The 21,672-nt window shown below is 66.7% G+C and carries 19 protein-coding genes and 1 tRNA gene; 13 read left to right on the forward strand and 7 right to left on the reverse strand.

All coding sequences use genetic code 11. The features are described from left to right. The 4 genes from hscA to JC881_RS13130 all read left to right on the forward strand — a co-directional run bounded on the left by hscA (position 1) and on the right by JC881_RS13130 (position 3,150). Entirely contained in the window at positions 1-1,863 is a 1,863-nt protein-coding gene (hscA, locus tag JC881_RS13115) for a Fe-S protein assembly chaperone HscA (protein ID WP_198786139.1), read from the forward strand. A 9-nt stretch (positions 1,864-1,872) separates the two neighbouring features. Further along, on the forward strand, positions 1,873-2,211 hold the full coding sequence (gene fdx / locus JC881_RS13120; RefSeq protein WP_013542153.1) for an ISC system 2Fe-2S type ferredoxin: 339 nt from the start codon (positions 1,873-1,875) through the stop codon (positions 2,209-2,211). Between the two features lie 85 nt (positions 2,212-2,296). Continuing rightward, positions 2,297-3,019 carry a DNA polymerase III subunit epsilon gene (gene dnaQ / locus JC881_RS13125; RefSeq protein ID WP_198786140.1) on the forward strand — a complete coding sequence of 241 codons (723 nt, stop codon included), beginning with the start codon at positions 2,297-2,299 and terminating at the stop codon, positions 3,017-3,019. Between the two features lie 56 nt (positions 3,020-3,075). After that, positions 3,076-3,150, forward strand: a tRNA-Val gene (locus tag JC881_RS13130). Between the two features lie 52 nt (positions 3,151-3,202). On the opposite strand, the gene JC881_RS13135 is transcribed toward JC881_RS13130, so the two are convergent. Continuing rightward, on the reverse strand, positions 3,203-4,000 hold the full coding sequence (locus JC881_RS13135; protein ID WP_198786141.1) for a DUF1266 domain-containing protein: 798 nt from the start codon (positions 3,998-4,000) through the stop codon (positions 3,203-3,205). A gap of 237 nt (positions 4,001-4,237) precedes the next feature. Here JC881_RS13135 and JC881_RS13140 point away from each other — a divergent pair, with 237 nt between their 5' ends. The 4 genes from JC881_RS13140 to JC881_RS13155 all read left to right on the forward strand — a co-directional run bounded on the left by JC881_RS13140 (position 4,238) and on the right by JC881_RS13155 (position 6,714). Beyond that, positions 4,238-4,360 (forward strand): stereocilin, encoded by a 123-nt coding sequence (locus JC881_RS13140; RefSeq protein WP_198786142.1) that lies wholly within the window; start codon positions 4,238-4,240, stop codon positions 4,358-4,360. Between the two features lie 32 nt (positions 4,361-4,392). Beyond that, a complete protein-coding gene (locus JC881_RS13145; protein ID WP_198786143.1) occupies positions 4,393-5,496 on the forward strand; it encodes an NAD(P)/FAD-dependent oxidoreductase in 1,104 nt (367 codons plus the stop codon). Positions 5,497-5,628: 132 nt separating this feature from the next. Further along, positions 5,629-5,925: a glycine zipper domain-containing protein gene (locus JC881_RS13150; RefSeq protein WP_198786144.1), complete on the forward strand. Its 297-nt coding sequence runs from the start codon at positions 5,629-5,631 to the stop codon at positions 5,923-5,925. Positions 5,926-5,994: 69 nt separating this feature from the next. Further along, a complete protein-coding gene (locus JC881_RS13155) occupies positions 5,995-6,714 on the forward strand; it encodes a phage holin family protein (RefSeq protein ID WP_198786145.1) in 720 nt (239 codons plus the stop codon). Positions 6,715-6,732: 18 nt separating this feature from the next. Here the strand turns inward: JC881_RS13155 and JC881_RS13160 are convergent, their stop codons facing one another. Then, a complete protein-coding gene (locus JC881_RS13160) occupies positions 6,733-7,809 on the reverse strand; it encodes a quinone-dependent dihydroorotate dehydrogenase (protein WP_198786146.1) in 1,077 nt (358 codons plus the stop codon). Between the two features lie 40 nt (positions 7,810-7,849). Here JC881_RS13160 and rpiA point away from each other — a divergent pair, with 40 nt between their 5' ends. Further along, a complete protein-coding gene (gene rpiA, locus JC881_RS13165) occupies positions 7,850-8,557 on the forward strand; it encodes a ribose-5-phosphate isomerase RpiA (protein WP_198786147.1) in 708 nt (235 codons plus the stop codon). A 19-nt stretch (positions 8,558-8,576) separates the two neighbouring features. On the opposite strand, the gene JC881_RS13170 is transcribed toward rpiA, so the two are convergent. The 5 genes from JC881_RS13170 to JC881_RS13190 form a co-directional block, all read right to left on the reverse strand. After that, entirely contained in the window at positions 8,577-9,230 is a 654-nt protein-coding gene (locus tag JC881_RS13170) for a glutaredoxin family protein (protein WP_198786148.1), read from the reverse strand. Positions 9,231-9,260: 30 nt separating this feature from the next. Further along, positions 9,261-11,309 carry a M3 family metallopeptidase gene (locus JC881_RS13175; RefSeq protein ID WP_198786149.1) on the reverse strand — a complete coding sequence of 683 codons (2,049 nt, stop codon included), beginning with the start codon at positions 11,307-11,309 and terminating at the stop codon, positions 9,261-9,263. A 129-nt stretch (positions 11,310-11,438) separates the two neighbouring features. Next, positions 11,439-12,290 carry a bifunctional methylenetetrahydrofolate dehydrogenase/methenyltetrahydrofolate cyclohydrolase FolD gene (gene folD, locus JC881_RS13180; protein ID WP_198786150.1) on the reverse strand — a complete coding sequence of 284 codons (852 nt, stop codon included), beginning with the start codon at positions 12,288-12,290 and terminating at the stop codon, positions 11,439-11,441. A 76-nt stretch (positions 12,291-12,366) separates the two neighbouring features. Further along, positions 12,367-12,999 (reverse strand): response regulator transcription factor, encoded by a 633-nt coding sequence (locus JC881_RS13185; RefSeq protein WP_012747279.1) that lies wholly within the window; start codon positions 12,997-12,999, stop codon positions 12,367-12,369. Continuing rightward, positions 12,996-15,536: a PAS domain-containing sensor histidine kinase gene (locus tag JC881_RS13190; RefSeq protein WP_042577214.1), complete on the reverse strand. Its 2,541-nt coding sequence runs from the start codon at positions 15,534-15,536 to the stop codon at positions 12,996-12,998. The genes JC881_RS13185 and JC881_RS13190 overlap by 4 nt, the downstream gene beginning before the upstream one ends. Positions 15,537-15,752: 216 nt before the next feature. On the opposite strand from JC881_RS13190, the gene aceE reads away from it, so the two are divergent. The 4 genes from aceE to JC881_RS13210 all read left to right on the forward strand — a co-directional run. Continuing rightward, on the forward strand, positions 15,753-18,482 hold the full coding sequence (aceE, locus tag JC881_RS13195) for a pyruvate dehydrogenase (acetyl-transferring), homodimeric type (RefSeq protein WP_198786151.1): 2,730 nt from the start codon (positions 15,753-15,755) through the stop codon (positions 18,480-18,482). Between the two features lie 49 nt (positions 18,483-18,531). Beyond that, on the forward strand, positions 18,532-20,178 hold the full coding sequence (gene aceF, locus JC881_RS13200; protein ID WP_198786152.1) for a dihydrolipoyllysine-residue acetyltransferase: 1,647 nt from the start codon (positions 18,532-18,534) through the stop codon (positions 20,176-20,178). Beyond that, entirely contained in the window at positions 20,175-20,768 is a 594-nt protein-coding gene (locus JC881_RS13205) for an MFS transporter (protein ID WP_198786153.1), read from the forward strand. Before aceF ends, JC881_RS13205 begins: the two co-directional genes overlap by 4 nt. Next, the coding region (locus JC881_RS13210; RefSeq protein WP_198786154.1) for a biotin/lipoyl-containing protein at positions 20,765-21,672 on the forward strand (908 nt) is incomplete at its 3' end. The genes JC881_RS13205 and JC881_RS13210, both read left to right, overlap by 4 nt.

Here is a 21,672-nt window from a genome sequence, read left to right on the forward strand (position 1 = left end):
ATGGCTCTTTTTCAGATTTCAGAACCCGGCCAAGCGCCCGATCCGCATCAGCGCCGCATTGCCGTGGGCATCGACCTGGGCACCACGCATTCGCTGGTGGCCGCGGTGCGCAACGGCGTGGCCGAGTGCCTGCCCGACGACCAGGGCCGCGTGCTGTTGCCCTCGGCTGTGCGCTACCTCGAGGGCGACCGCCGGCAGATCGGCTTCGATGCGCTCGCCGCTCGCGCGCAGGACCCCGCCAACACCATCACTTCGGTCAAGCGCCTCATGGGCCGCGGGCTGGCCGACATCGGGAACCGCGATGCCATGTCGTACCGCATCGGCGGCGACGAGGGTGGCATGGTGAAGGTGCAGACCTCGGTGGGCGAGAAGTCGCCGGTCGAGATCAGCGCCGAGATCCTGGCCACGCTGCGTTTCCGCGCCGAAGACACCTTCGACGACGAACTCTACGGCGCCGTCATCACCGTGCCGGCCTACTTCGACGAAGGCCAGCGCCAGGCCACCAAGGACGCGGCGCAACTGGCCGGCCTCAACGTGCTGCGCCTGATCAGCGAACCCACCGCCGCGGCCATCGCCTACGGCCTGGACAACGCCAGCGAAGGCGTCTACGCGGTCTACGACCTCGGCGGCGGCACCTTCGACATTTCGATCCTGCGGCTGACCCAGGGTGTGTTCGAGGTCATCGCGACCGGCGGCGATTCGGCACTCGGCGGCGACGACTACGATCACGCGCTCGCCGATTTCGTGCTCGCGCAAACCGGCATGAAAGTCGGCAACGACAGCGACAAGGCCGCTGTGCTGGTCGCGGCCCGCGCTGCGAAAGAAGCGCTGACCGATTCGGACACCGTGGCCTTCCACGCCGACGTGGCCGGCGGCGCTGCGCAGTTCGACCTGACGCGCGCGCAGTTCGACGCGGCCACCAAGCCGCTCACGGACAAGACCATCGCCGCCGTCCGCAAGGCCCTGCGCGATGCGAAGCTCAAGGCCGACGACCTGCAAGGCATCGTGCTGGTCGGCGGCTCCACCCGGATGCCGCAGATCCGCGAGGCGGTGGCCGCATTCTTCGGCCGCGAGCCGCTGGTCAACCTGAACCCGGACGAAGTCGTCGCGCTCGGCGCGGCGATCCAGGCCAACCAACTGGCCGGCAACAACGGCGCGGGCGACCTGCTGCTGCTCGACGTGATCCCGCTCTCGCTCGGCATCGAGACGATGGGCGGTTTGGTCGAGCGCATCGTGCCGCGCAACCAGACCATCCCGACCGCGATGGCGCAGGACTTCACGACCTACCAGGACGGCCAGACGGCCCTCGCGCTGCACGTGGTGCAGGGCGAGCGCGACCTGGTGTCCGACTGCCGCAGCCTCGCGCGTTTCACGCTGCGCGGCATTCCGCCGATGGCGGCCGGCGCGGCGCGCATCCGCGTGACCTTCACCGTCGATGCCGATGGCCTGCTGAGCGTGAGCGCCAAGGAGCAGGGCAGCGGCGTCGAGGCGAGCGTGGCCGTCAAGCCGTCGTATGGACTCTCCGACGACCAGATCGCAACGATGCTGCAGGAGAGCTTCTCCACCGCGCAGCAGGACATGCAGGCCCGCGCGCTCGTCGAGGCGCGCGTCGATGCCGACCGCATGCTGCTCGCCACGCAGAGCGCGCTCGATGCCGATGGCGATCTGCTGAACGAAGATGAGCGCGCCGTCATCGACGCGTCGATGGCCCGGCTGCGCGAAGCTGCCAAGGGCAGCAGCGAAGCCGCCGCCATCGAGGCCGCCACCAAGACGCTGGCCAACGACACCGAAGCCTTCGCCGCCCAGCGCATGAACGCGGGCATTGCGCGCGCCCTTGCCGGCCGCAAGGTCGAATCCCTCTAGAACAACAACATGCCCACGATCAAGATCTACCCGCATCCCGAGTACTGCCCGCAAGGCGCCGAGATCACCGCGCCCGCCGGCACCTCGATCTGCGAGGCGCTGCTGGACAACCACATCAACATCGAGCATGCCTGCGAGATGAGCTGCGCCTGCACCACCTGCCACGTGATCGTGCGCGAGGGCTTCAACTCGCTCAACGAAGCGGAAGAGGGCGAAGAAGACCTGCTCGACCGCGCCTGGGGCCTGGAGCCGCAATCGCGCCTGAGTTGCCAATCGATCCTGGCGCAGGAGAATGTGACGATCGAGATTCCGAAGTACTCGATCAACCACGCCAAGGAAAATCACTGATGAGCGCCGCGCCGGGCCGCCCCAAGCAAGCTCGCACCCCCTCGGGGGGCGGCGAGGACACGAAGTGCCGAGACAGGGGGCACGCATGACGCGCCAGATCGTCCTCGATACCGAAACCACCGGTCTCTCTGCAGAGAACGGCGATCGCATCATCGAGCTCGGCTGCGTGGAGCTGTTCGCCCGCAAGCTCACCGGCAACGACCTGCACATCTACTTCAACCCCGAGCGCGAGAGCCATGAAGACGCGCTGAAGGTGCACGGCCTGACGACCGACTTCCTGCGCGACAAGCCGAAGTTCGCCACGCTGGGCAACGACATCATCGAGTACCTGCGCGGTGCCGAAATCATCATCCACAACGCGGCTTTCGACGTCGGCTTCCTCAACAAGGAGTTCGAGCGCGCGGGCCTGCCGCTGCTGCGCAGCTTCGTGGGTGAAGTGACCGACACGCTGGCCATGGCCAAGCTGGTCTACCCGGGCAAGCGCAACTCGCTGGACGCGCTGTGCGACCGTTTCGGCGTCGACCGCTCGAACCGCACCTTCCACGGCGCCAAGCTCGACGCGCAGTTGCTGGCCGACGTCTACATCAATCTCACGCGCGGCCAGGATGCGCTGTTGATCGACGTGGCATCGAACGAGCCGGCACAGGGCACCACCGTGGTGGCGATCGACCTTAGCCAGTTCGAGCTGCCGGTGATCACGGCCGGCGAGCAAGAGCTGGCCGCGCACGAGGCGGTGTTGTCGCAGCTCGACAAATCCAGCGGCGGCCGCACGCTGTTTCGCCAAAATGGCGAAAATGCTGTGGCATAATCGAAGGCTTCGCACACAGCGCGATTGATTTCCACGGCACTGCATCCGCGTGCCACGGGCGGTTAGCTCAGGGGTAGAGCACAGCATTCACACTGCTGGGGTCGGAGGTTCGAAACCTCCACCGCCCACCACAATTCCACGACACGGCACCTTCGGGTGCCGTTTTCGTTGGTGCCGCCGATGTCAGCGGAAGGGCACGCTGCGGTAGGGGCTGCGGGCGTCGCTCAGCAGCATGCGGTTCGTGCGAAGCAGGTGCTCCTCGCGAGCGTCGGAATAGCGCCAGATCAGGCCTGCGGCAATGTACGCGGCACTCACCTGCGACCAGTCGGCATAGGCCTCGCGCACTTGCAAATTCAGCGCGCCGGCGAAGCCCGCGAATTCCCCGCGCTCGATGAATCCCAACTGCACCGCCCACCGCGACAGGCTCGCCAATCGCACGGCATCCCAGGCGACCAGGTTGGTGATCTGGGGCGGTGAAGTCTTGAAGTGCTTGCGCAAGGCATTGACCCAGCTTGAACTGCCCGCCGTCAACTGGGTCAGGTCAGTCACCGACCGCCCGCTCTCGGCCGCCAGCGCGCGGTAGTCCAGGCTCTTGCGCGCCTTGATCTGGAAGAACGCGGGAAACCATGCATCCATGACCAGCCGCAGCACAGCCGGCGTGCTCTGGGTTGCCTCGTCGATCGCGGCAACGGCCTGCCACGTGGACAGGTAGGTCGAACGCTGTCCTTCGTCTGCGAGCCAACGGGCCGTTTCCTCGAAGCTCTCGCGGTCGTGCACGTTCCAGACTTCGGCGATGCCCTCGCGCAGCTCGCCGTCGTCTTTTCCGGTGGCCACGGCATTCACGAAATCGCCGTTGAACGCGGACAGCGGTGCGCTCAGCGTGACCAGCCATTGCTCGTCGGCCGTGAGCGTCTCTGCGGTGCTGAAATGAAGCTTGTCGTTGTCGAGCAGCGCATGCCCGAGCGTGTCCCTGATGCCCATTGATTTCCCTCCAATTTTTTCAAGCGTGTCCGCGCCCGGATCGGATGCCCGGGGCGTCGGATGCGGATCTTAAACAGCAGCTGTCGTTGAGTTCGATCTTCTTTGAGAGGGGTAAGACTTTGGTGTGAGCCGCAGATCGAACGCGAGCGAACTGTCGGCTTGCGCCGACGCCAGGTGCCGCTGCATGCTGGCCGGGTGTCCGCGGCAACGGCATAGAAGAGGGCAAAGGAGACGACCATGGCCACCCATCCCGACCTTCCAACCCCCGTCACACCCGACCTGCCCGTCGAGCCCGATGAAGGGCCGAGCACACCGCCCAACGAGCCCACCGACCCCGAGCCGCCGCCCACCGCCACGTGAGCCATGCGCGCGGGCCGCGATAAGCTCGCGCCATGGACGAACTCGATTGCGCCGTCATCGGCGGTGGTGTGGTGGGACTGGCAGTGGCGCGCGCCTTGGCGCTCGCGGGCCGGGAGGTTTTGGTGCTCGAATCTGAAGGTGCCATCGGCACCGGGACCAGTTCGCGCAACAGCGAAGTCATTCACGCCGGCATCTATTACCCGCAGGGCTCGCTGAAGGCGCGCCTGTGCGTCGAAGGGCGGCACGCGCTCTACGCGTATGCGGCCGAGCGCGGCGTGCCGCACCAGCGCTGCGGCAAGCTCATCGTGGCGACCTCTGCCGAGCAGGTGGGCCAGCTCGAAGCGATCCGCGTGAAAGCCGCAGCCAATGGTGTCGACGATCTTGTGCAGATCACCGCCGAGCAGGCCCAGGCAATGGAGCCGCAGTTGCATTGCACGGCCGCGCTGCACTCGCCCAGCACCGGCATCGTCGACAGCCACGCACTCATGCTGAGCCTGCTCGGCGACCTGGAGAACGCGGGCGGCATGCTGGCGCTGAAGTCGCCCATCACGCGCGCCGAATGCAGCGGCAGCGGCATCGTTCTGATCGCCGAGGACGGCACGGCGCTGCGCTGCCGCAGCGTCGTCAATGCGGCAGGCCTCGGTGCGCCGGCGTTGGCCCGACGGTTCGAGGGACTGCCCGCCTCAGCGATCCCGACCGAATATTTCGCCAAGGGCAATTACTTCACCCTCTCGGGCCGCGCGCCGTTCAGCCGCCTCATCTACCCGGTGCCCGAGCCCGGCGGCCTCGGCGTTCATCTGACGATCGACCTGGGCGGCCAGGCCAAGTTCGGCCCCGATGTGCAGTGGGTCGGTTCGGCCAATGACCTCGTGGTGAACCCCGCCCGCGGCGACGGCTTCTACGCCGAGGTGCGCAAGTACTGGCCCGCGCTGCCCGACGGTGGACTGATCCCCGGCTACGCCGGCATGCGACCCAAGATCTCGGGCCCGGGCGAGGCAGCGGCCGATTTCAGGATCGACGGTCCCGCGTCGCACGGCGTGCCGGGCCTGGTCAACCTGTTCGGCATCGAATCGCCGGGGCTCACCAGCAGTCTCGCGATCGGCGCCCACGTCGCGCGGCTGCTGGCCGATGCATGAGGCCAATGCGCGCACAAGTCTGCACATCTGACGCGCATGAGGGGCTTTCGAGCCTGTAACATGAACCCCACGCCATTTGCTGGCGTGAAGCCGCCGGCGCGGTGCCGGTGTCATCACGGAGGAAAGATTCCAATGAGTGCATCCCAAAATCTTGAAGCAGCAGCCGAAGACATCGCAAGCGACGTGCGCGGCGTGCTGGCCAGCAAGGACCTGGATTCGGTTCCCCACATCAAGGCGCTGCGCCAGCGCATCGACACCAAGCTCGCCATCGCGCGCGAACTCGCCGCCGAGAAGAGCAAGCTCGCCGCCAAGAAGGCGCGCGAGGCGGCCTCCGCCACCAACGCCTACGCCCACGACGAACCTTGGCAGATCGCAGGCGCCGCACTGGCCGTCGGCGTGCTGGTGGGTCTGTTGCTTGGCCGCCGCTGATCGCGCTGACCCAAGCGCGCACTGCCGGACCGTTCGCTGCCGCTCGCTGAGCGGGGCCGGAGCATGCCGATGAGGCTGCTCTCCCTGTTCGGACTGGGTGGCCGCATCCGCCAGTTGCGCATCGCCGCCGCCGAAGGCGCACTGGCCGCCGAAGACCGCGTGCAGCTGCTGCGCATGGCCTGGGAGGACGAGAAGCAGCGCCTGAAGCTGATGCTCGTCCTCGTGGTGGCCGTGCTCGGGCTGACCACTGTCACGGTGGCCCTGCTCTCGATGGCGGTGGTGGTGCATTTCTGGGAAACGCCGTACCGCATCACGGCCGCATGGTCGGTGGCGGGCGTGTGGATCGTGCTCTGGCTGGCCGCCGCTGCCGGCTTGCTGCTGACCCTGCGCAATGCCTCCAACAGCTTCATTCCCGCACGCCAAGAGTTCGCGCGCGACTGGGCCTGGGCGCAGGACAGCTTCGGGATCGGCAAGGACCCCGAAGACGAGGAAGCCCCGCGTCCCCCGCGGCCGGCCACGCGCGAGGAATTGCTCGCGCGAATGGAGCGTCAGCGCGAGCGCATCGCAACCCTGCAGGGCGGTCGCGAGACGCAGCCGGCGGGCACCGCCGAGCGCGAGCGCGAGGCGCCTCCGCCGAACGAAACGGCCACGGCCGCCGCACTGCGGATCGCGCGGGCGCATCCGGTGGCCACCGGCGTCGTCGCCGCGGCCGCCATGGTGGTGATCCGCCCGAAGCGCCTGCTGCGCTGGGCGGCCGTCATCGCGCCGATCCTCTGGCGCATGCGCTGAAGAGGAAGTGAAAAAGCCTCAGGCCTTGCTGCGATCGCGCAGCAGCGCCTGGGCCGCTTCGCGGACCAGGGCAGGGCCGCGATAGATCAGGCCGGTGTAGATCTGCACCACGTCCGCGCCCGCGGCGATCTTGGCCTTGGCATCGGCCCCGCTCAGGATGCCGCCCACGCCGATGATCGGGAAGTCCTTTCCCAATGCCGCGCGCAGTTGCGCAATCACGCGGTTGCTCGCCTCGCGCACCGGTGCGCCCGAAAGGCCGCCGGCTTCATCGGCGTGCGGCAGGCCCGCCACCGCATCGCGCGACAGCGTGGTGTTGGTCGCTATCACGCCGTCCATCCGGTGACGCTGCAGCGTCGCGGCAATGACCGCGACCTGTGCTTCATCGAGGTCGGGCGCGATCTTCACGAACAGCGGCGAGCGCTTGCCGTGGCGCGCGGCCAGTGCCTCGCGCCGTTCGGCCACCGCGCCGAGCAGCGCATCGAGCGCCTCGTCGCTCTGCAGCGTGCGCAGGTTGGCCGTGTTGGGGCTCGAGATGTTGATCGTCACGTAGTCGGCATGCGGGTACACGCCGTCCAGGCACGCCAGGTAATCGTCCACCGCGCGCTCGATCGGCGTGGCGGCGTTCTTGCCGATGTTCAGGCCCAGCAGCATCGGCGTCTTGCCGCCGCCGCTCTTGCGAAAGCGCGCCTTCTGCACGTTGGCCAGGAACGCGTCGAGCCCTTCGTTGTTGAAGCCGAGCCGGTTGATCAGCGCATCGCGCTGCGGCAGGCGGAACATGCGCGGCCTGGGGTTGCCCGGCTGCGCTTTCGGTGTCACCGTGCCGACCTCGACGGAGCCGAAGCCCATGGCGGCAAAGGCATCGATGCAGCGGGCGTTCTTGTCGAGACCGGCGGCCAAGCCCACGCGGTTCGGAAAGACCAAGCCGGCCAGCGTGACGGGATCGTCCACGCGCGGGGCGGCATAGGCGCAGGCCAGCGGCGTGTTCTGCGTGCGGGCCAGGCCGTCGAGGGTGATTTCGTGGGCGTGCTCGGGATCGAAACCGAACAGGAAAGGGCGGGCCAAGCCGTAGAGCGAAGAGGGCAGCAGCAGGGGCATCGGATAATTCTCGACTTCAATGAGCCAAGGATTCTCCGCGATGACCGCACCCGCCTCCCCATCCCCCGCCGTCCTGTCCCAGGACGAACTCAAGGCCCAGGTCGGCCGCGCCGCATTGGCCTACGTGGTCAAGGGCGAGATCGTCGGCGTCGGCACCGGCTCGACGGTCAACAAGTTCATCGACGCGCTGGCCACGATCAAGGACGAGATCAAGGGCGCCGTCTCCAGCTCGGTGGCATCGACCGAGCGCCTGCGCGCGCTGGGCATTCCGGTGTTCGACAGCAACGAGGTGGAAGAGCTGGCCGTCTACATCGACGGCGCCGACGAAATCGATCACCGGGGCTTCATGGTCAAGGGCGGCGGCGCGGCGCTCACGCGCGAGAAGATCGTCGCGGCGCAGTCCAGGCGTTTCGTCTGCATCGCCGATGCGTCCAAGCTGGTCGAGACGCTCGGCGCTTTCCCTCTGCCGGTGGAAGTGATCCCGATGGCGGCGCGCCGCGTGATGCGCCAGTTCGCGGCCATGGGCGGCATCGCCCAGGTGCGCGAGAAGGACGGCCTGCCGCTGGTCACCGACAACGGCCAGCACATCGTCGATGTGACGGGCCTGCAGATCGCCGATCCGCTCGCGTTCGAATCCGAGGTGAGCCAGTGGCCGGGCGTGGTGACGGTCGGCGTCTTCGCGCACCAGAAGGCCGATGTGTGCCTGCTGGGCACCGCGACGGGCGTGAAGACGATGCAGTTCGCCTGAAGCGGCGAGCCGCCCGGCGTCAGAACTTGATGCCGGCCGGGTTGCCAGCGCCCGGATCGCTCGGTGCGGCGGGCGGTGGCGCGGTTTGTGCGGGTTGTGCGGCGGGTGCAGCAGCGCGCGGTGCGGGCGCCGCTTGCTGCGCGGCGACCAGGGGCCGGGCCGGCGCATTGCGGTAGCCGGCGGGCAGGCTATTGCTCTTGGGGTACCCGGCCGCGTCGAGGTACTGCGACCATTCGGTATCCCCGTAGCCCTTGAGCTGCTGCGTGCCGATGGTGAGCAGCGGCAGCGAGCTCTGGCTGCTCAGGCGCTGCAGCGCCTCGATCTCTTCATTGCTCTTGACCGTGCGCTCGTCGAACGGAATGCCGCGCGTGGTGAGCAGCGTGCGGGCCGCGCTGCAGGGCGCGCAGTCTTCGCTGGTGTACAGCGTGACGGGATAGCGCTGTGCCACCTGCCGCAGTTCGTAGGGCAGCCCCGCCGTATTGGCCGGTGAGCTGGCGCCTTGGGGCGGCGCTGCCGGCTCGGTGCTGGCGGCGGGCGCGCGGTCCGAGAAAGTGACCTTGCCGTTCTTGTCGACGTTGCGATAGATCGGCTGGGCCATCGCGCCTGCGGCGAGGAGCAGCAAGGCGAGGCCGGTCAGGCGACGCGACGGGAATTTGTAAGACGTCAGATACATGTCCCGAGTATCGCAAGCTTCAGCGCCGCATCAAGCGGGCTGGGCCTCGGCCATGCCCTGGTGTCGCAGCAATGCATCAAGCTGGGGCTCACGGCCGCGGAAAGCCTTGAACGAATCCATGGCGCTGCGGCTGCCGCCGGCCTCCAGGATCGCCTGGCGGTATTTGCGGCCCGTCTCGATGTTCGGCTCGCCGTCGGCGCCCACGGTTTCCTCGAAGGCCGCGTAGGCGTCGGCGCTCAACACCTCGGCCCACTTGTAGCTGTAGTAGCCGGCCGCGTAGCCGCCCGAGAAGATGTGACTGAAGGTGTTCGGCGTGCGGCTGAACGGCGGCGAAGGCATCACCGCCACCTCGCTGCGCACCTTGCCCAGCAGCGCCATCACGTCGCCGGGCTTCGCGGCGGCCGCGTGGTACTCGGTGTGCAGCAGCATGTCGAACAGCGAGAACTCGATCTGGCGCAGCGTCTGCAGGCCGCTCTGGAAGTTCTTGGCGGCGGTCATCTTGTCGAAGAGGGCGCGCGGCAGCGGCTCGCCGGTGTCCACGTGGGCCGTCATGTGGCTGAGCACATCCCACTCCCAGCAGAAGTTCTCCATGAACTGGCTCGGGAGTTCCACCGCGTCCCACTCCACGCCGCTGATGCCCGAAACATCACGCTCGTTCACCTGCGTGAGCATGTGGTGCAGGCCGTGGCCGAATTCGTGGAAGAGCGTGGTCACGTCGTCGTGCGTGAGGAGCGGCGGCTTGCCGTCGACACCGCTTGCGAAATTGCAGACCAGCTGCGCGACCGGCGTCTGCAGCACGCCGTCGTCGGGGCGCAGCCACCGGGCGCGCACGTCGTCCATCCAGGCGCCGCCGCGCTTGGCGGCGCGGGCGGAGGGGTCCAGGTAGAACTGCCCGACCTTCTGGCCGGCCCGCTCGATGCGGTAGAACTCCACGCTCGGGTGCCACGTCGGCGCGCTGTCGCGGCGGATCGACACCTCGAACAGCGTCTCGACGATCTTGAAAAGGCCCGCCATCACCTTCGGCGCGGGGAAATACTGCTTCACTTCCTGCTCGCTGAAGGCATAGCGCGCTTCCTTGAGCTTCTCGCCGATGTAGCTCCAGTCCCAGGGCTGCGGATCGGTGATGCTCAATTGCTCGGCGGCAAAGGCGCGCAGGTCGGCGAGATCGCGTTCGCCATACGGCTTGGCCTTGGTCGCCAGATCGCGCAGGAACTTGACGACCTGCTCGGGCGATTCGGCCATCTTCGGCACGACCGAGAGTTCGCCGAAATTCCTGTAGCCCAGGAGCTTGGCCTCTTCTTCGCGCAGCGCGAGGATCTCGGTGATCAGTGCGGTGTTGTCGAAGGCCGCGTCGCCGAATTCGCTGGCGCGCGTGACGTAGGCGCGGTAGAGCGTTTCGCGCAAGGCGCTGCTCTTGGCGAACTGCATCACCGGCAGGTAGCACGGCATCTTGAGCGTGAGCTTGTAGCCGTCCTTGCCGTCGGCCTCGGCGGCGGAGCGCGCGGCGCTCACCACGTCTTCGGGCACGCCGTCGAGCTCGCCCAGCTTGGCGTAGTAGGCGAAGGCGTCGGTCGCGTCGAGCGCGTTCTCGCTGAACTTCTGGCTCAGCTCGGCTTGGCGTTCCTGGATGTCGGCGAAGCGCTTCTTGGCGTCGCCCTGCAGCTCGGCGCCGCCCAGCACGAAGTTGCGCACGGCGTTGCGGTGCGCCTGGCGCTGCTCGGCGTTGAGCGTGGCGACGTCGATGGCCTTGTACTTGGCGTAGAGCCGCTCGTCGGAGCCCAGGCGGGTCCAGAACGCGGTGACGCGCGGCATCGCCTCGTTGTAGGCGGCGCGCAGCTCGGGCGTGTCGGCCACGGCGTTGAGGTGGCCGACGGCGCCCCAGGCGCGGCTGAAGCGCTCGGAAGCCACGTCCAGCACCTTCGAGATCGCGTTCCAGTCGGCGGGGAATTCGGGCGCCGTCACGGCCTGCAGCGCGGCCTCGGCGTCGGCCAGCAGCGTGTCCACGGCGGGCGCCACGTGCTCGGGCCTGATGCGATCGAACAGCGGGAGGTCGTTGAAGTCCAGGAGCGGGTTGGTCATGTGAGATTTCCAGGTCGAGCGTAGCGAGGCCGTTTCGGGAACCACCGTGGAACCGGCTTTGCCGGGCCACCGGTGGTGCCCCTTGAGGGGGAGGCGGCTACACGCAGTGAGCAAGCAACGGGGTGGTTCTTATCTTGCGGCGCGTTCGGCGGCTTCAAGGGTGTTGGCGAGCAGCATGGCGCGGGTCATCGGGCCGACGCCGCCGGGCACGGGGGTGATCCAGCCGGCCACTTCCTTCACGGCGTCGAAATCGACATCGCCCGCGAGCTTGCCGTCAGCCTTGCGGTTCATGCCGACGTCGATGACGACCGCGCCGGGCTTGACCATGTCGGCCGTGAGCAGGTTGAGCTTGCCGACCGCGGCGACGATCACGTCGGCCTGCCGCGTGATGGCGCCCAGGTCTTGCGTGGCGCTGTGGCAGATGGTCACGGTGGCGCTCTCGGCCAGCAGCATCATGGCCATGGGCTTGCCCACGATGTTGCTGCGGCCGATGACCACCGCGTGCTTGCCGCGCAGGTCGTAGCCGATGGCTTCGAGCATCTTCATGCAGCCGTGCGGCGTGCAGGGCCAGAAGCCGGGGGCGCCGGTCATCAGCGCGCCGGCGCTGGCGACGTGGAAGCCGTCCACGTCCTTGGCGGGCGAGATGGTCTCGATGACCTTCTGGCTGTCCATGTGCTTGGGAAGCGGCAACTGCACCAGGATGCCGTGCACCTTCGGGTCGTCGTTGAGCGCGCGGACGCGGGCCAGCAGGTCGGCCTCGGTCATGTCGGCGGGGTAGGTCTCCAGCGTGGCTTCCAGGCCCGTCTGCGTGCTGTCGTTGACCTTGTGCTTCGTGTAGACCTGGCTGGCCGGGTCTTCGCCCACGAGGATGATGGAAAGAGCCGGGTTCACGCCACGGGCCTTGAGTGCGGCGGTACGGCCTGCGACTTCGGCGCGGATGGTTTTGGCGAGGGCGTTGCCGTCGATCAGTTGGGCGGTCATCGGTTTCGATTTTCCAAGTAAAAACGCCCGCTTGCGCAGGCGTGGGGGATATGCATCGCTATCGGGGAAATAGCGTCTAGGCCTTGGCCGCGGGGGCCGCCTGTCCGAGCGCGATTTTCAGCAGATCGGCCACGGTGTTGGCGTTGAGCTTTTCCATGATGTTGGCGCGGTGCGCTTCCACCGTCTTGATGCTGATGCCCAGGTCGTCGGCGATCTGCTTGTTCAGGCGGCCGGCGACGATGCGCTCGAGCACCTGCGCCTCGCGGCCGGTGAGCTTGGACAGCAGCGCGTCGCGGCTGGCCGACTGCTGGTGCTGCGTGAAGGCGCCGCGCGCGTGTTCGAGCATGCGCTCGACCAGCGTGACGAGCTCTTCGTCGTTGAAGGGCTTCTGGATGAAATCCATTGCGCCCTTCTTCATGCTGTCCACCGCCATCGGCACGTCGCCGTGGCCGGTGATGACCACGATCGGAAGCGGGGAGCGCCGCTCGATCAGCCGATCCTGCAATTCGAGGCCGGTCATGCCGGCCATGCGGATGTCGACGATCAAACAGGCGACTTCGCGCGGGTCGTATCGGGAGAGAAAGGATTCGGCGGAATCGAAACAGCGGACTCTGTAGTCCTTGCCTTCGAGCAGCCATTGCAGCGAATCGCGTACGGCTTCGTCGTCGTCGACGACATAGACCGTGCCCTTCTTCGGAATCAAACTCATGCAGGTACCTTTGCCTCGTCGCTAGCTACGGAACTGATAGCGTCCAACACCGGAATCCAGAAGGAAAAACGGCATCCGATCACATCCGGGCCATTGTAGATGTTCTCCGCCTGCATCCGGCCGCGGTGCGACTCCACAATCGTGCGACATAAATTCAGCCCGATGCCCATGCCTTCGGGCTTGGTGGAGAAGAAGGCTTCGTACAGCCGGTCCATCACTTCGGGCGAGAGGCCCTTGCCCGTGTCCTGCACCGAGAACTCGATGGCGTTCTGCCCCTCGATGGTCTTGGGCAGCACGCGCAACTCGACGCTGCGGCGCGCGAGCGGCCGGTCTGCGAGGTCGATGGATTCGGCCGCGTTCTTCAGCAAATTGACCATCACCTGCTCGATCAGGATCGGATCGACCCGCACCACCGGCAGCCGCGCGGCCACGTAGTGGTTCAGGCGCACATTGCGCCGGCGCAGCTCGATGCCCGCGAGCTCGACCGCTTCGCTCACCATGGTGGCCACGTCGGCCGGCGTGCGGTTCGGCTCGCTGCGCTTCACGAAGGAGCGGATGCGCTGGATGATCTGGCCCGCGCGCTGGGCTTGCTTGGAGGTCTTCTCCAGCGCGGCAAGCAGCGCCTCGGTGTCGATCGTCTGCCCCTTGATGCGCGACATCATCCCGTTGCAGTAGTTGGTGATGGCGGTGAGCGGTTGGTTGAGTTCATGCGCGACGCTCGACGCCATTTCGCCCATCGTGATGAGGCGGCTCGCAGCCTGGGCCTTGTCGGCCTGCGCGGCGGCTTGCTCTTCGGCATCGCGGCGCGGCGTGATGTCGGTGGCGATCACGAGTTGCGCGAGGCGCCCGTCCACCCACGTCAGGTAGCGCGAGCGCACTTCGAGCCACTTGCCCAGGTGCGGCACGAAGATTTCGTTGTTCGCGGCTTGTGCGGCAGTGAGCGTGTCGATCGGCAGGCCGGCATACGGGTCCACGTCGTCCAGGCCCTCGTCGTGCGCGTTCGATGCCGGCACGCCGGCCTGCGCCACCATGCCCAGATGGCCCACGGTGTCCGAGCCGAACCAGAGGCGATACAGCTTGTTCGCGAACAGCAGCTCCTCGCTGCCGATGGGCGCGACCGACACAGCTGCGTCGAGCGCTTCGAGCACCGTGGTGAAGCGCTCGTAAGACGCCGACAGCTGTTCGCGGATGCGCGTGGGCTCGGTGATGTCGGTCATCGACGTCATCCAGCCGGTCTGGTGGCCGCGCGCGTCGATCAGCGGAGAGACGTAGAGCCGCGCATTGAACACGCTGCCGTTCTTGCGCTTCACGCGCACCTGGAAGCCGCCGGGCAGGGCGCGCCCGTGCAGCTCTTCTTCGAGCCGCTCGTTCATCACTTCGCGGTCGGATTCGAGCCAGTAGGGGAAGGGCGGCGACTGGCCGACCAGTTCGGCTTCGCTCCAGCCGGTCATTGCGCAGAACGCGGCGTTCACGTAGGTGATGCGGCCCTGCAGGTCGAGCACGCGCATGCCGGTCAGCATGGAGTTTTCCATCGCGCGGCGGAAGTTGGTTTCGGCGACCAGCCGCTGCTGCGCCTGCAGGCGCCGGCGCGTGTGGCGCCAGGTGCCGATCAGCATCCAGCTGGTGAGAACGCTGAGCGCGCAGACCAGCCAGAAGAGGCCGTTGCCCACCACGCCCTGCGAGGTGCGGTAGGCCTGCGCGCGCAGCAGCAGCGCATTGCCGACGGGCGACACGGGCACTTCGTATTCGTTGGTTCGCTCGGACCACGGCAGCAGCCGCGTGCCGCTGTCCTTCAGGTTGGCCGTGTTGCCGGCGATGACGTTGCCCTTGGCGTCCAGCAGCGAGACCGCATAGCGCGCCTGCACCTCGGAGGGCATGCCGTAGCGCAGCAGCCCGTCGACCGAAAACTCGCCGAGCACGACGCCCGCGAACAGGCCCTGGTCGAAAAGAGGGATGTGAAGCTGCAGCATCGCGGCCGGATCGCCGCCGGCCACCGGCTGTGAATACACCGGCTGGCGCAGCTCGCGCGCCAGCGCGTAGTTGCTCTCGATGTCGCCAGGCCGCAGCACGTCGCCGATCAGGTGCTGCTGCGCGGGGTGCACGCTGGGCGCGGCATAGCCGGCCTTGAAGCGGCGGCGGTCGTCGATCCAGGTGATGGTCTGCAGCTCGGGGAACTGGCTCACCAGCGATTCGGCGCGGCTCGTGAATTCGGTCGGATCGATCTCGCGGTTGGAGGCATCGCGCGCGATGCGCATCAGCTGCTCCTGGCGCTCCAGGAGGCGCAGGCGCATACGCTGCTGCGCGTATTCGACGTCGCGGCGCACCGACTCCTGCTCGCGCTCGACCTCCTCGGTGCGCAGGTACCAGAAGGCGGAAACGATGGCGGCGAGGAACAGCAGCACGGCGGCCATCGGCGCCAGCATGGCGACCGCGTCCTGCAGCACGGGCGTTTGCCGACGCCACCAGCGGCGCCACCAGGACAGCGGCGAGGCATTCACGGCACTGCGGGCAACCGCCAGCGGAGAGGAAAAAGGCATCGCGCGAGTTTAGGGGATGCCCCTCGGGAAACGTCGGAAAAGCGCCAGTGTCATTGATTCCGTCGCGGTTGGGTCCTGCCAAGAAAAATCACAAAAATATCACATTAAGAAATCGTCATGCGCCATTTGAAATAACAGGATTTCTATGCGAAACTCGCCCGCGTTTATTGCAGAGCGCACTAAATTACAGCCACAGCCCTAAAAGGAGAGACAAGCATGTCGGCAAATCCCGAGAACCTGTTCGGCTCGGCCGCAAACGATGCGGACGCCCAGGAGACCCGTGAATGGATGGATGCACTGTCTTCCGTCATCCAGAGCGAGGGTCCCGAGCGGGCCCACTTCCTTCTCGAGCAGCTGCTCGAACATGCCCGGCAGCACAGCATCGACAAGCCGTTCTCCGCCAACACCGCCTACGTCAACACCATCGAGCCTGACCAGGAAGAGCGTTGCCCCGGCAACCTGGAGATCGAAGAGCGCCTGCGCGCCTACATGCGCTGGAACGCGATGGCGATGGTGGTCAAGGCCAACCGCCACCACCCGGCCGAAGGCGGCGACCTCGGCGGCCACATCGGCTCCTTCGCCTCGCTGGCGAACATGTTCGGCGCCGGCTTCAACCACTTCTGGCATGCCGAGAGCGAGAACCACGGCGGCGACTGCCTCTACATCCAGGGGCACGTCTCCCCCGGCATCTATGCCCGCGCGTACCTCGAAGGCCGCCTGACCGAAGAGCAACTGCTCAACTTCCGCCAGGAAGTGGACGGCAAGGGCCTCTCCAGCTACCCGCATCCCAAGCTGATGCCCGAGTTCTGGCAGTTCCCGACGGTGTCGATGGGCCTCGGCCCGCTCATGGCGATCTACCAGGCGCGCTTTCTCAAGTACCTGCACGCCCGCGGCATCGCCAACACCGAGAACCGCAAGGTCTGGGTGTTCTGCGGCGACGGCGAAATGGACGAAGTCGAATCGATGGGCGCCATCGGCCTCGCAGCGCGCGAAGGCCTCGATAACCTGGTCTTCGTCATCAACTGCAACCTGCAGCGCCTGGATGGCCCGGTGCGCGGCAACGGCAAGATCATCCAGGAGCTGGAAGGCGAATTCCGCGGCTCGGGCTGGAACGTCATCAAGCTGATCTGGGGCAGCGGCTGGGACCAGCTGATCGCCCGCGACAAGGAAGGGGCCCTGCGCAAGATCATGATGGAGACGAACGACGGCGACTACCAGTCGTTCAAGGCCAACGACGGCGCCTACGTTCGCAAGCATTTCTTCGGCCGCGATCCGCGCACGCTGGAGATGGTCGCCAAGATGAGCGACGACGACATCTGGCAGCTGCGCCGCGGCGGCCACGACTCGCAGAAGGTCTATGCGGCCTTCGACGCAGCCGTCAAGCACAAGGGCCAGCCCACGGTGCTCCTGATCAAGACGGTCAAGGGCTTCGGCATGGGCAAGATCGGCGAGGGCAAGAACAACGTCCACCAGACCAAGAAGCTGAGCGACGAGGACATCATGGCCTTCCGCGATCGCTTCAACATCCCGATCCCGGACAGCCAGATCGCCGACCTGCCGTTCTACAAGCCGGCCGACGACACCCCGGAAATGAAGTACCTGCACGAGCGCCGCAAGGCCCTCGGTGGCTACCTGCCGCACCGCCGCACCAAGGCCGACGAGAGCTTCACGGTGCCCTCGCTGGAGACCTTCAAGTCGGTGATGGAGCCCACGGCCGAAGGCCGCGAGATCTCCACGACGCAGGCCTACGTGCGCTTTCTCACGCAGCTCCTGCGAGACAAGGCGCTCGGCCCGCGCGTGGTGCCCATCCTGGTGGACGAGGCCCGCACCTTCGGCATGGAAGGGTTGTTCCGCCAGATCGGCATCTACAACCCCGCAGGCCAGCAGTACACCCCGGTCGATAAAGACCAGGTCATGTACTACAAGGAAGACAAGGCCGGCCAGATCCTGCAGGAAGGCATCAACGAGGCCGGCGGCATGTCCAGCTGGATCGCGGCGGCCACCTCGTACAGCACGAACAACCGCATCATGGTGCCGTTCTACGTGTACTACTCGATGTTCGGCTTCCAGCGCATCGGCGACCTGGCCTGGGCGGCCGGCGACATGCAGGCCCGCGGCTTCCTGCTGGGCGGCACGTCGGGGCGCACCACGCTGAACGGCGAAGGCCTGCAGCACGAAGACGGCCACAGCCACATCCTGGCCAACACCATCCCGAACTGCGTGAGCTACGACCCGACCTTCGCGCACGAAGTGGGCGTGATCCTGCACCATGGCTTGAAGCGCATGGTCGAGAAGCAGGACAACGTCTACTACTACCTGACGCTGCTGAACGAGAACTACGCGATGCCTGGCCTGCAGCCCGGCACCGAAGAGCAGATCATCAAGGGCATGTACCTGTCCAGGCAGGGCCCGGTGGTCAAGGCCGCCAAGGGCAGCAAGGAAGCGCCGACCGTGCAACTGCTGGGCAGCGGCACCATCCTGCGCGAGAGCTTCGCGGCGCAGGAACTGCTCGAGAAGGACTGGGGCGTGTCGGCTTCCGTGTGGAGCTGCCCGAGCTTCAACGAGCTCACCCGCGACGGCCAGGACGCCGACCGCTGGAACCTGCTGCACCCCGACCAGACGCCGCGCGTGCCCTTCGTGGCCGAGCAACTCGCGCCCACGACCGGTCCGGTGGTGGCCTCGACCGACTACATGAAGGCCTATGCGGAACAGATCCGCCCCTTCATCCCGAAGGGCCGCGCCTACAAGGTGCTGGGCACCGACGGCTTCGGGCGCAGCGACTTCCGCAACAAGCTGCGCGAACACTTCGAGATCAATCGTCACTACATCGTGGTGGCCGCGCTCAAGGCGCTGAGCGAAGATGGCGCTGTGCCGGTGGCCAAGGTGGTGGAAGCGATCAAGAAGTACGGCATCAATGTCGACAAGGTCAACCCGCTCTACGCTTGAACATCAACAACCAACGAACGAACGGCGCCTCGCGGCGGGAGACAACGATATGGCAGCAGTGGAAGTGAAGGTGCCGGACATCGGCGATTTCGATGAAGTCGCGGTGATCGAGGTGCTCGTGAAGGTGGGCGACACGGTCAAGGCCGAGCAGTCGCTCATCACGGTGGAATCGGACAAGGCGTCGATGGAGATTCCCTCCTCGACCGCCGGTGTGGTCAAGGAAATCAAGGTCGAGGTCGGCGGCAAGGTGAAGGAGGGCTCGGTGGTGCTCGTGCTGGAGGCCGAAGGTGCGGCCGCTGCACCGGCCTCCGCGCCTGCTGCAGCGCCCGCTCCTGCGCCTGCAGCCGCGGCGCCTGCACCTGCAGCAACTGCCGGCCCGGTCGAGATCAAGGTGCCGGACATCGGCGACTTCAAGGACGTCGCGGTCATCGAGCTCCTGGTCAAGCCCGGCGACACGATCGCGGCCGACCAGTCGCTGATCACGGTGGAGTCGGACAAGGCCTCGATGGAGATTCCGTCGTCCGGTGCCGGCGTGCTGAAGGAACTCAAGGTCAAGGTCGGCGACACGGTCAACATCGGTGACCTGATCGCGATCCTGGAAGGTTCGGCCGGTGCTGCTGCACCTGCGCCCGCACAAGCCGCTGCAGCAGCCCCCGCAGCAGCAACCGCCAGTGCCCCCGCGCCGGCCGCTGCTTCGCCGGCCCCGGCCGCAAGCCCCGCAGCCGCACCGCACGATCCCACCACGGCGCCCAGCGCCAGCCTGCCGCACGCCTCGCCCTCGGTGCGCAAGTTCGCCCGCGAACTCGGCGTGCCGCTCGAAGAGGTCAAGGGCTCCGGTCCCAAGGGCCGCATCACGCAGGAAGACGTCCAGGGCTTCACCAAGGCCGTGATGAGCGGCCAGGCCAGCACCAAGGCCTCGGCGGCCAAGGCGCCGGCCGGTGGCGGCAGCGCGGATGGCGCGGCGCTGGGCCTCATTCCGTGGCCCAAGGTCGACTTCGCCAAGTTCGGCGCGGTCGAGCGCAAGGACCTCTCGCGCATCAAGAAGCTCAGCGGCGCGAACCTGCACCGCAACTGGGTGATGATTCCGCACGTCACCAACAACGACGAAGCCGACATCACCGAGCTCGAAGCCTTCCGCGTCTCCACCAACAAGGAGAACGAGAAGTCGGGCGTGAAGGTCACGATGCTGGCCTTCGTGATCAAGGCGGTGGTGGCGGCGCTGAAGAAATTCCCCGACTTCAACGCGAGCCTGGATGGCGACCAGCTCGTCTACAAGCAGTACTTCAACATCGGCTTCGCGGCGGACACGCCCAACGGGCTCGTGGTGCCGGTGCTGAAAGATGCCGACAAGAAGGGCATCCTGCAGATCAGCGCCGAGATGGGCGAGCTCGCCAAGAAGGCGCGCGACGGCAAGCTCGGCTCGGCCGACATGCAGGGCGGGTGCTTCTCGATCAGCTCGCTCGGCGGCATCGGCGGCACGCACTTCACGCCCATCATCAACGCCCCCGAAGTGGCCATCCTCGGCCTCTCCAAGGGCCAGATGAAGCCGGTGTGGGACGGCAAGCAGTTCGTGCCGCGTCTCACGCTGCCGCTGTCGCTGTCGTATGACCACCGCGTGATCGACGGGGCCCTGGCTGCGCGCTTCAACGCCTACCTGGGGCAAGTGCTCGCGGACTACCGTCGAATCCTCCTATGACCACGGTAGTGGCCGTCCGCAAGGGCGGCCAGGTCACGATGGCAGCCGACTCTCTGGTGACCTTCGGCGACACGCGGCTCTCGCACCGCGCCGAGGCGAACCAGAAGATCTTCACCGTCGAGGACGCGGCGGGCACGAGCCTCTTCGCCATGGCCGGCGCCGCGGCGCACTTCCTGGTGCTGCAGCACGCGCTGGCCGCGCAGGAGCGCGAGAAGCTCCTGTTCGGCAGCAAGCACGAGATCTTCCGCACCTTCACGATGCTGCATCCGGTGCTCAAGGACTCGTTCTTCATGCAGACCAAGGAAGACGACCACGAGCCCTACGAGTCGAGCCAGTTCACGATGCTGATGGCCAACCAGAGCGGCATCTATGGCATCTACAGCTACCGCGAGGTGTTCGAGTTCAAGGAGTTCTGGGCCATCGGCTCGGGACGCAGCTTTGCGCTGGGCGCCATGCACGCGGCCTATGGCATCAAGTCGCGCACCTCACGCGACGTGGCGGAGGCGGGGATCGCCGCCGCCTGCGAATTCGATCGCAATTCGGCCCCACCGGTCGACGTTCTCACACTCAAACTGAAAGTGTCCAAATGAGCGAACAACAAATCAAGGTGCCCGACATCGGCGACTTCGACGAAGTCGCGGTGATCGAGGTGCTGGTCAATGTCGGAGACACGGTCAAGGCCGAGCAGTCGCTGATCACGGTCGAATCGGACAAGGCCTCGATGGAGATTCCGTCGTCGGCGGCCGGCGTGGTGAAAGCAATTGCCGTGAAGGTTGGCGACAAGGTCAAGCAGGGCTCGGTCGTGCTGACGCTGGAAGTGGAAGGTGCCGCGGCTGCTGCACCGGCTGCCGCCGCGCCTGCGCCTGCCGCAGCGGCTCCTGCGCCCAAGGCTGCTGCGCCGGCCCCCGCGCCGGCGCCGGCCGCAGCGCCCGTCGCTTCCACCTACGGCGGCAAGGTCGATGTCGAGTGCGACGTGATCGTACTCGGCGCCGGTCCCGGCGGCTATTCCGCCGCATTCCGCGCGGCCGACCTGGGCCTGAAGGTCGTGCTGATCGAGCGCTATGCCACCCTCGGCGGCGTGTGCCTGAACGTCGGCTGCATCCCCTCGAAGGCGCTTTTGCACGTGGCGTCGGTCATGGACGAGGTCAAGCATTTCGCCGACCTGGGCGTCAGCTTCGCCGCGCCCACGGTCGATCGCGCCAAGCTGCTCGGCCACAAGAACAAGGTGGTGGGCAAGCTCACCGGCGGCCTCACGGCCATGGCCAAGATGCGCAAGGTAACGGTGCTGCGCGGCGTGGGCAACTTCATCGATCCGTACCACCTGGAAGTCGAAGAGACCTCCGGAACCAGCTGGGACACCACCGGCAAGAAGCAGACCGTCAAGTTCCGCAACGCGATCATCGCGGCCGGCTCGCAGTCGGTCAGCCTGCCGTTCATGCCCAAGGGCGATCCGCGCATCGTGGATTCCACCGGCGCGCTCGAAATGGGCACCGA

The sequence above is a fragment of the Variovorax sp. IB41 genome, from assembly GCF_016405905.1.
In the GTDB taxonomy this organism is placed as follows: Bacteria; Pseudomonadota; Gammaproteobacteria; order Burkholderiales; family Burkholderiaceae_C; genus Variovorax.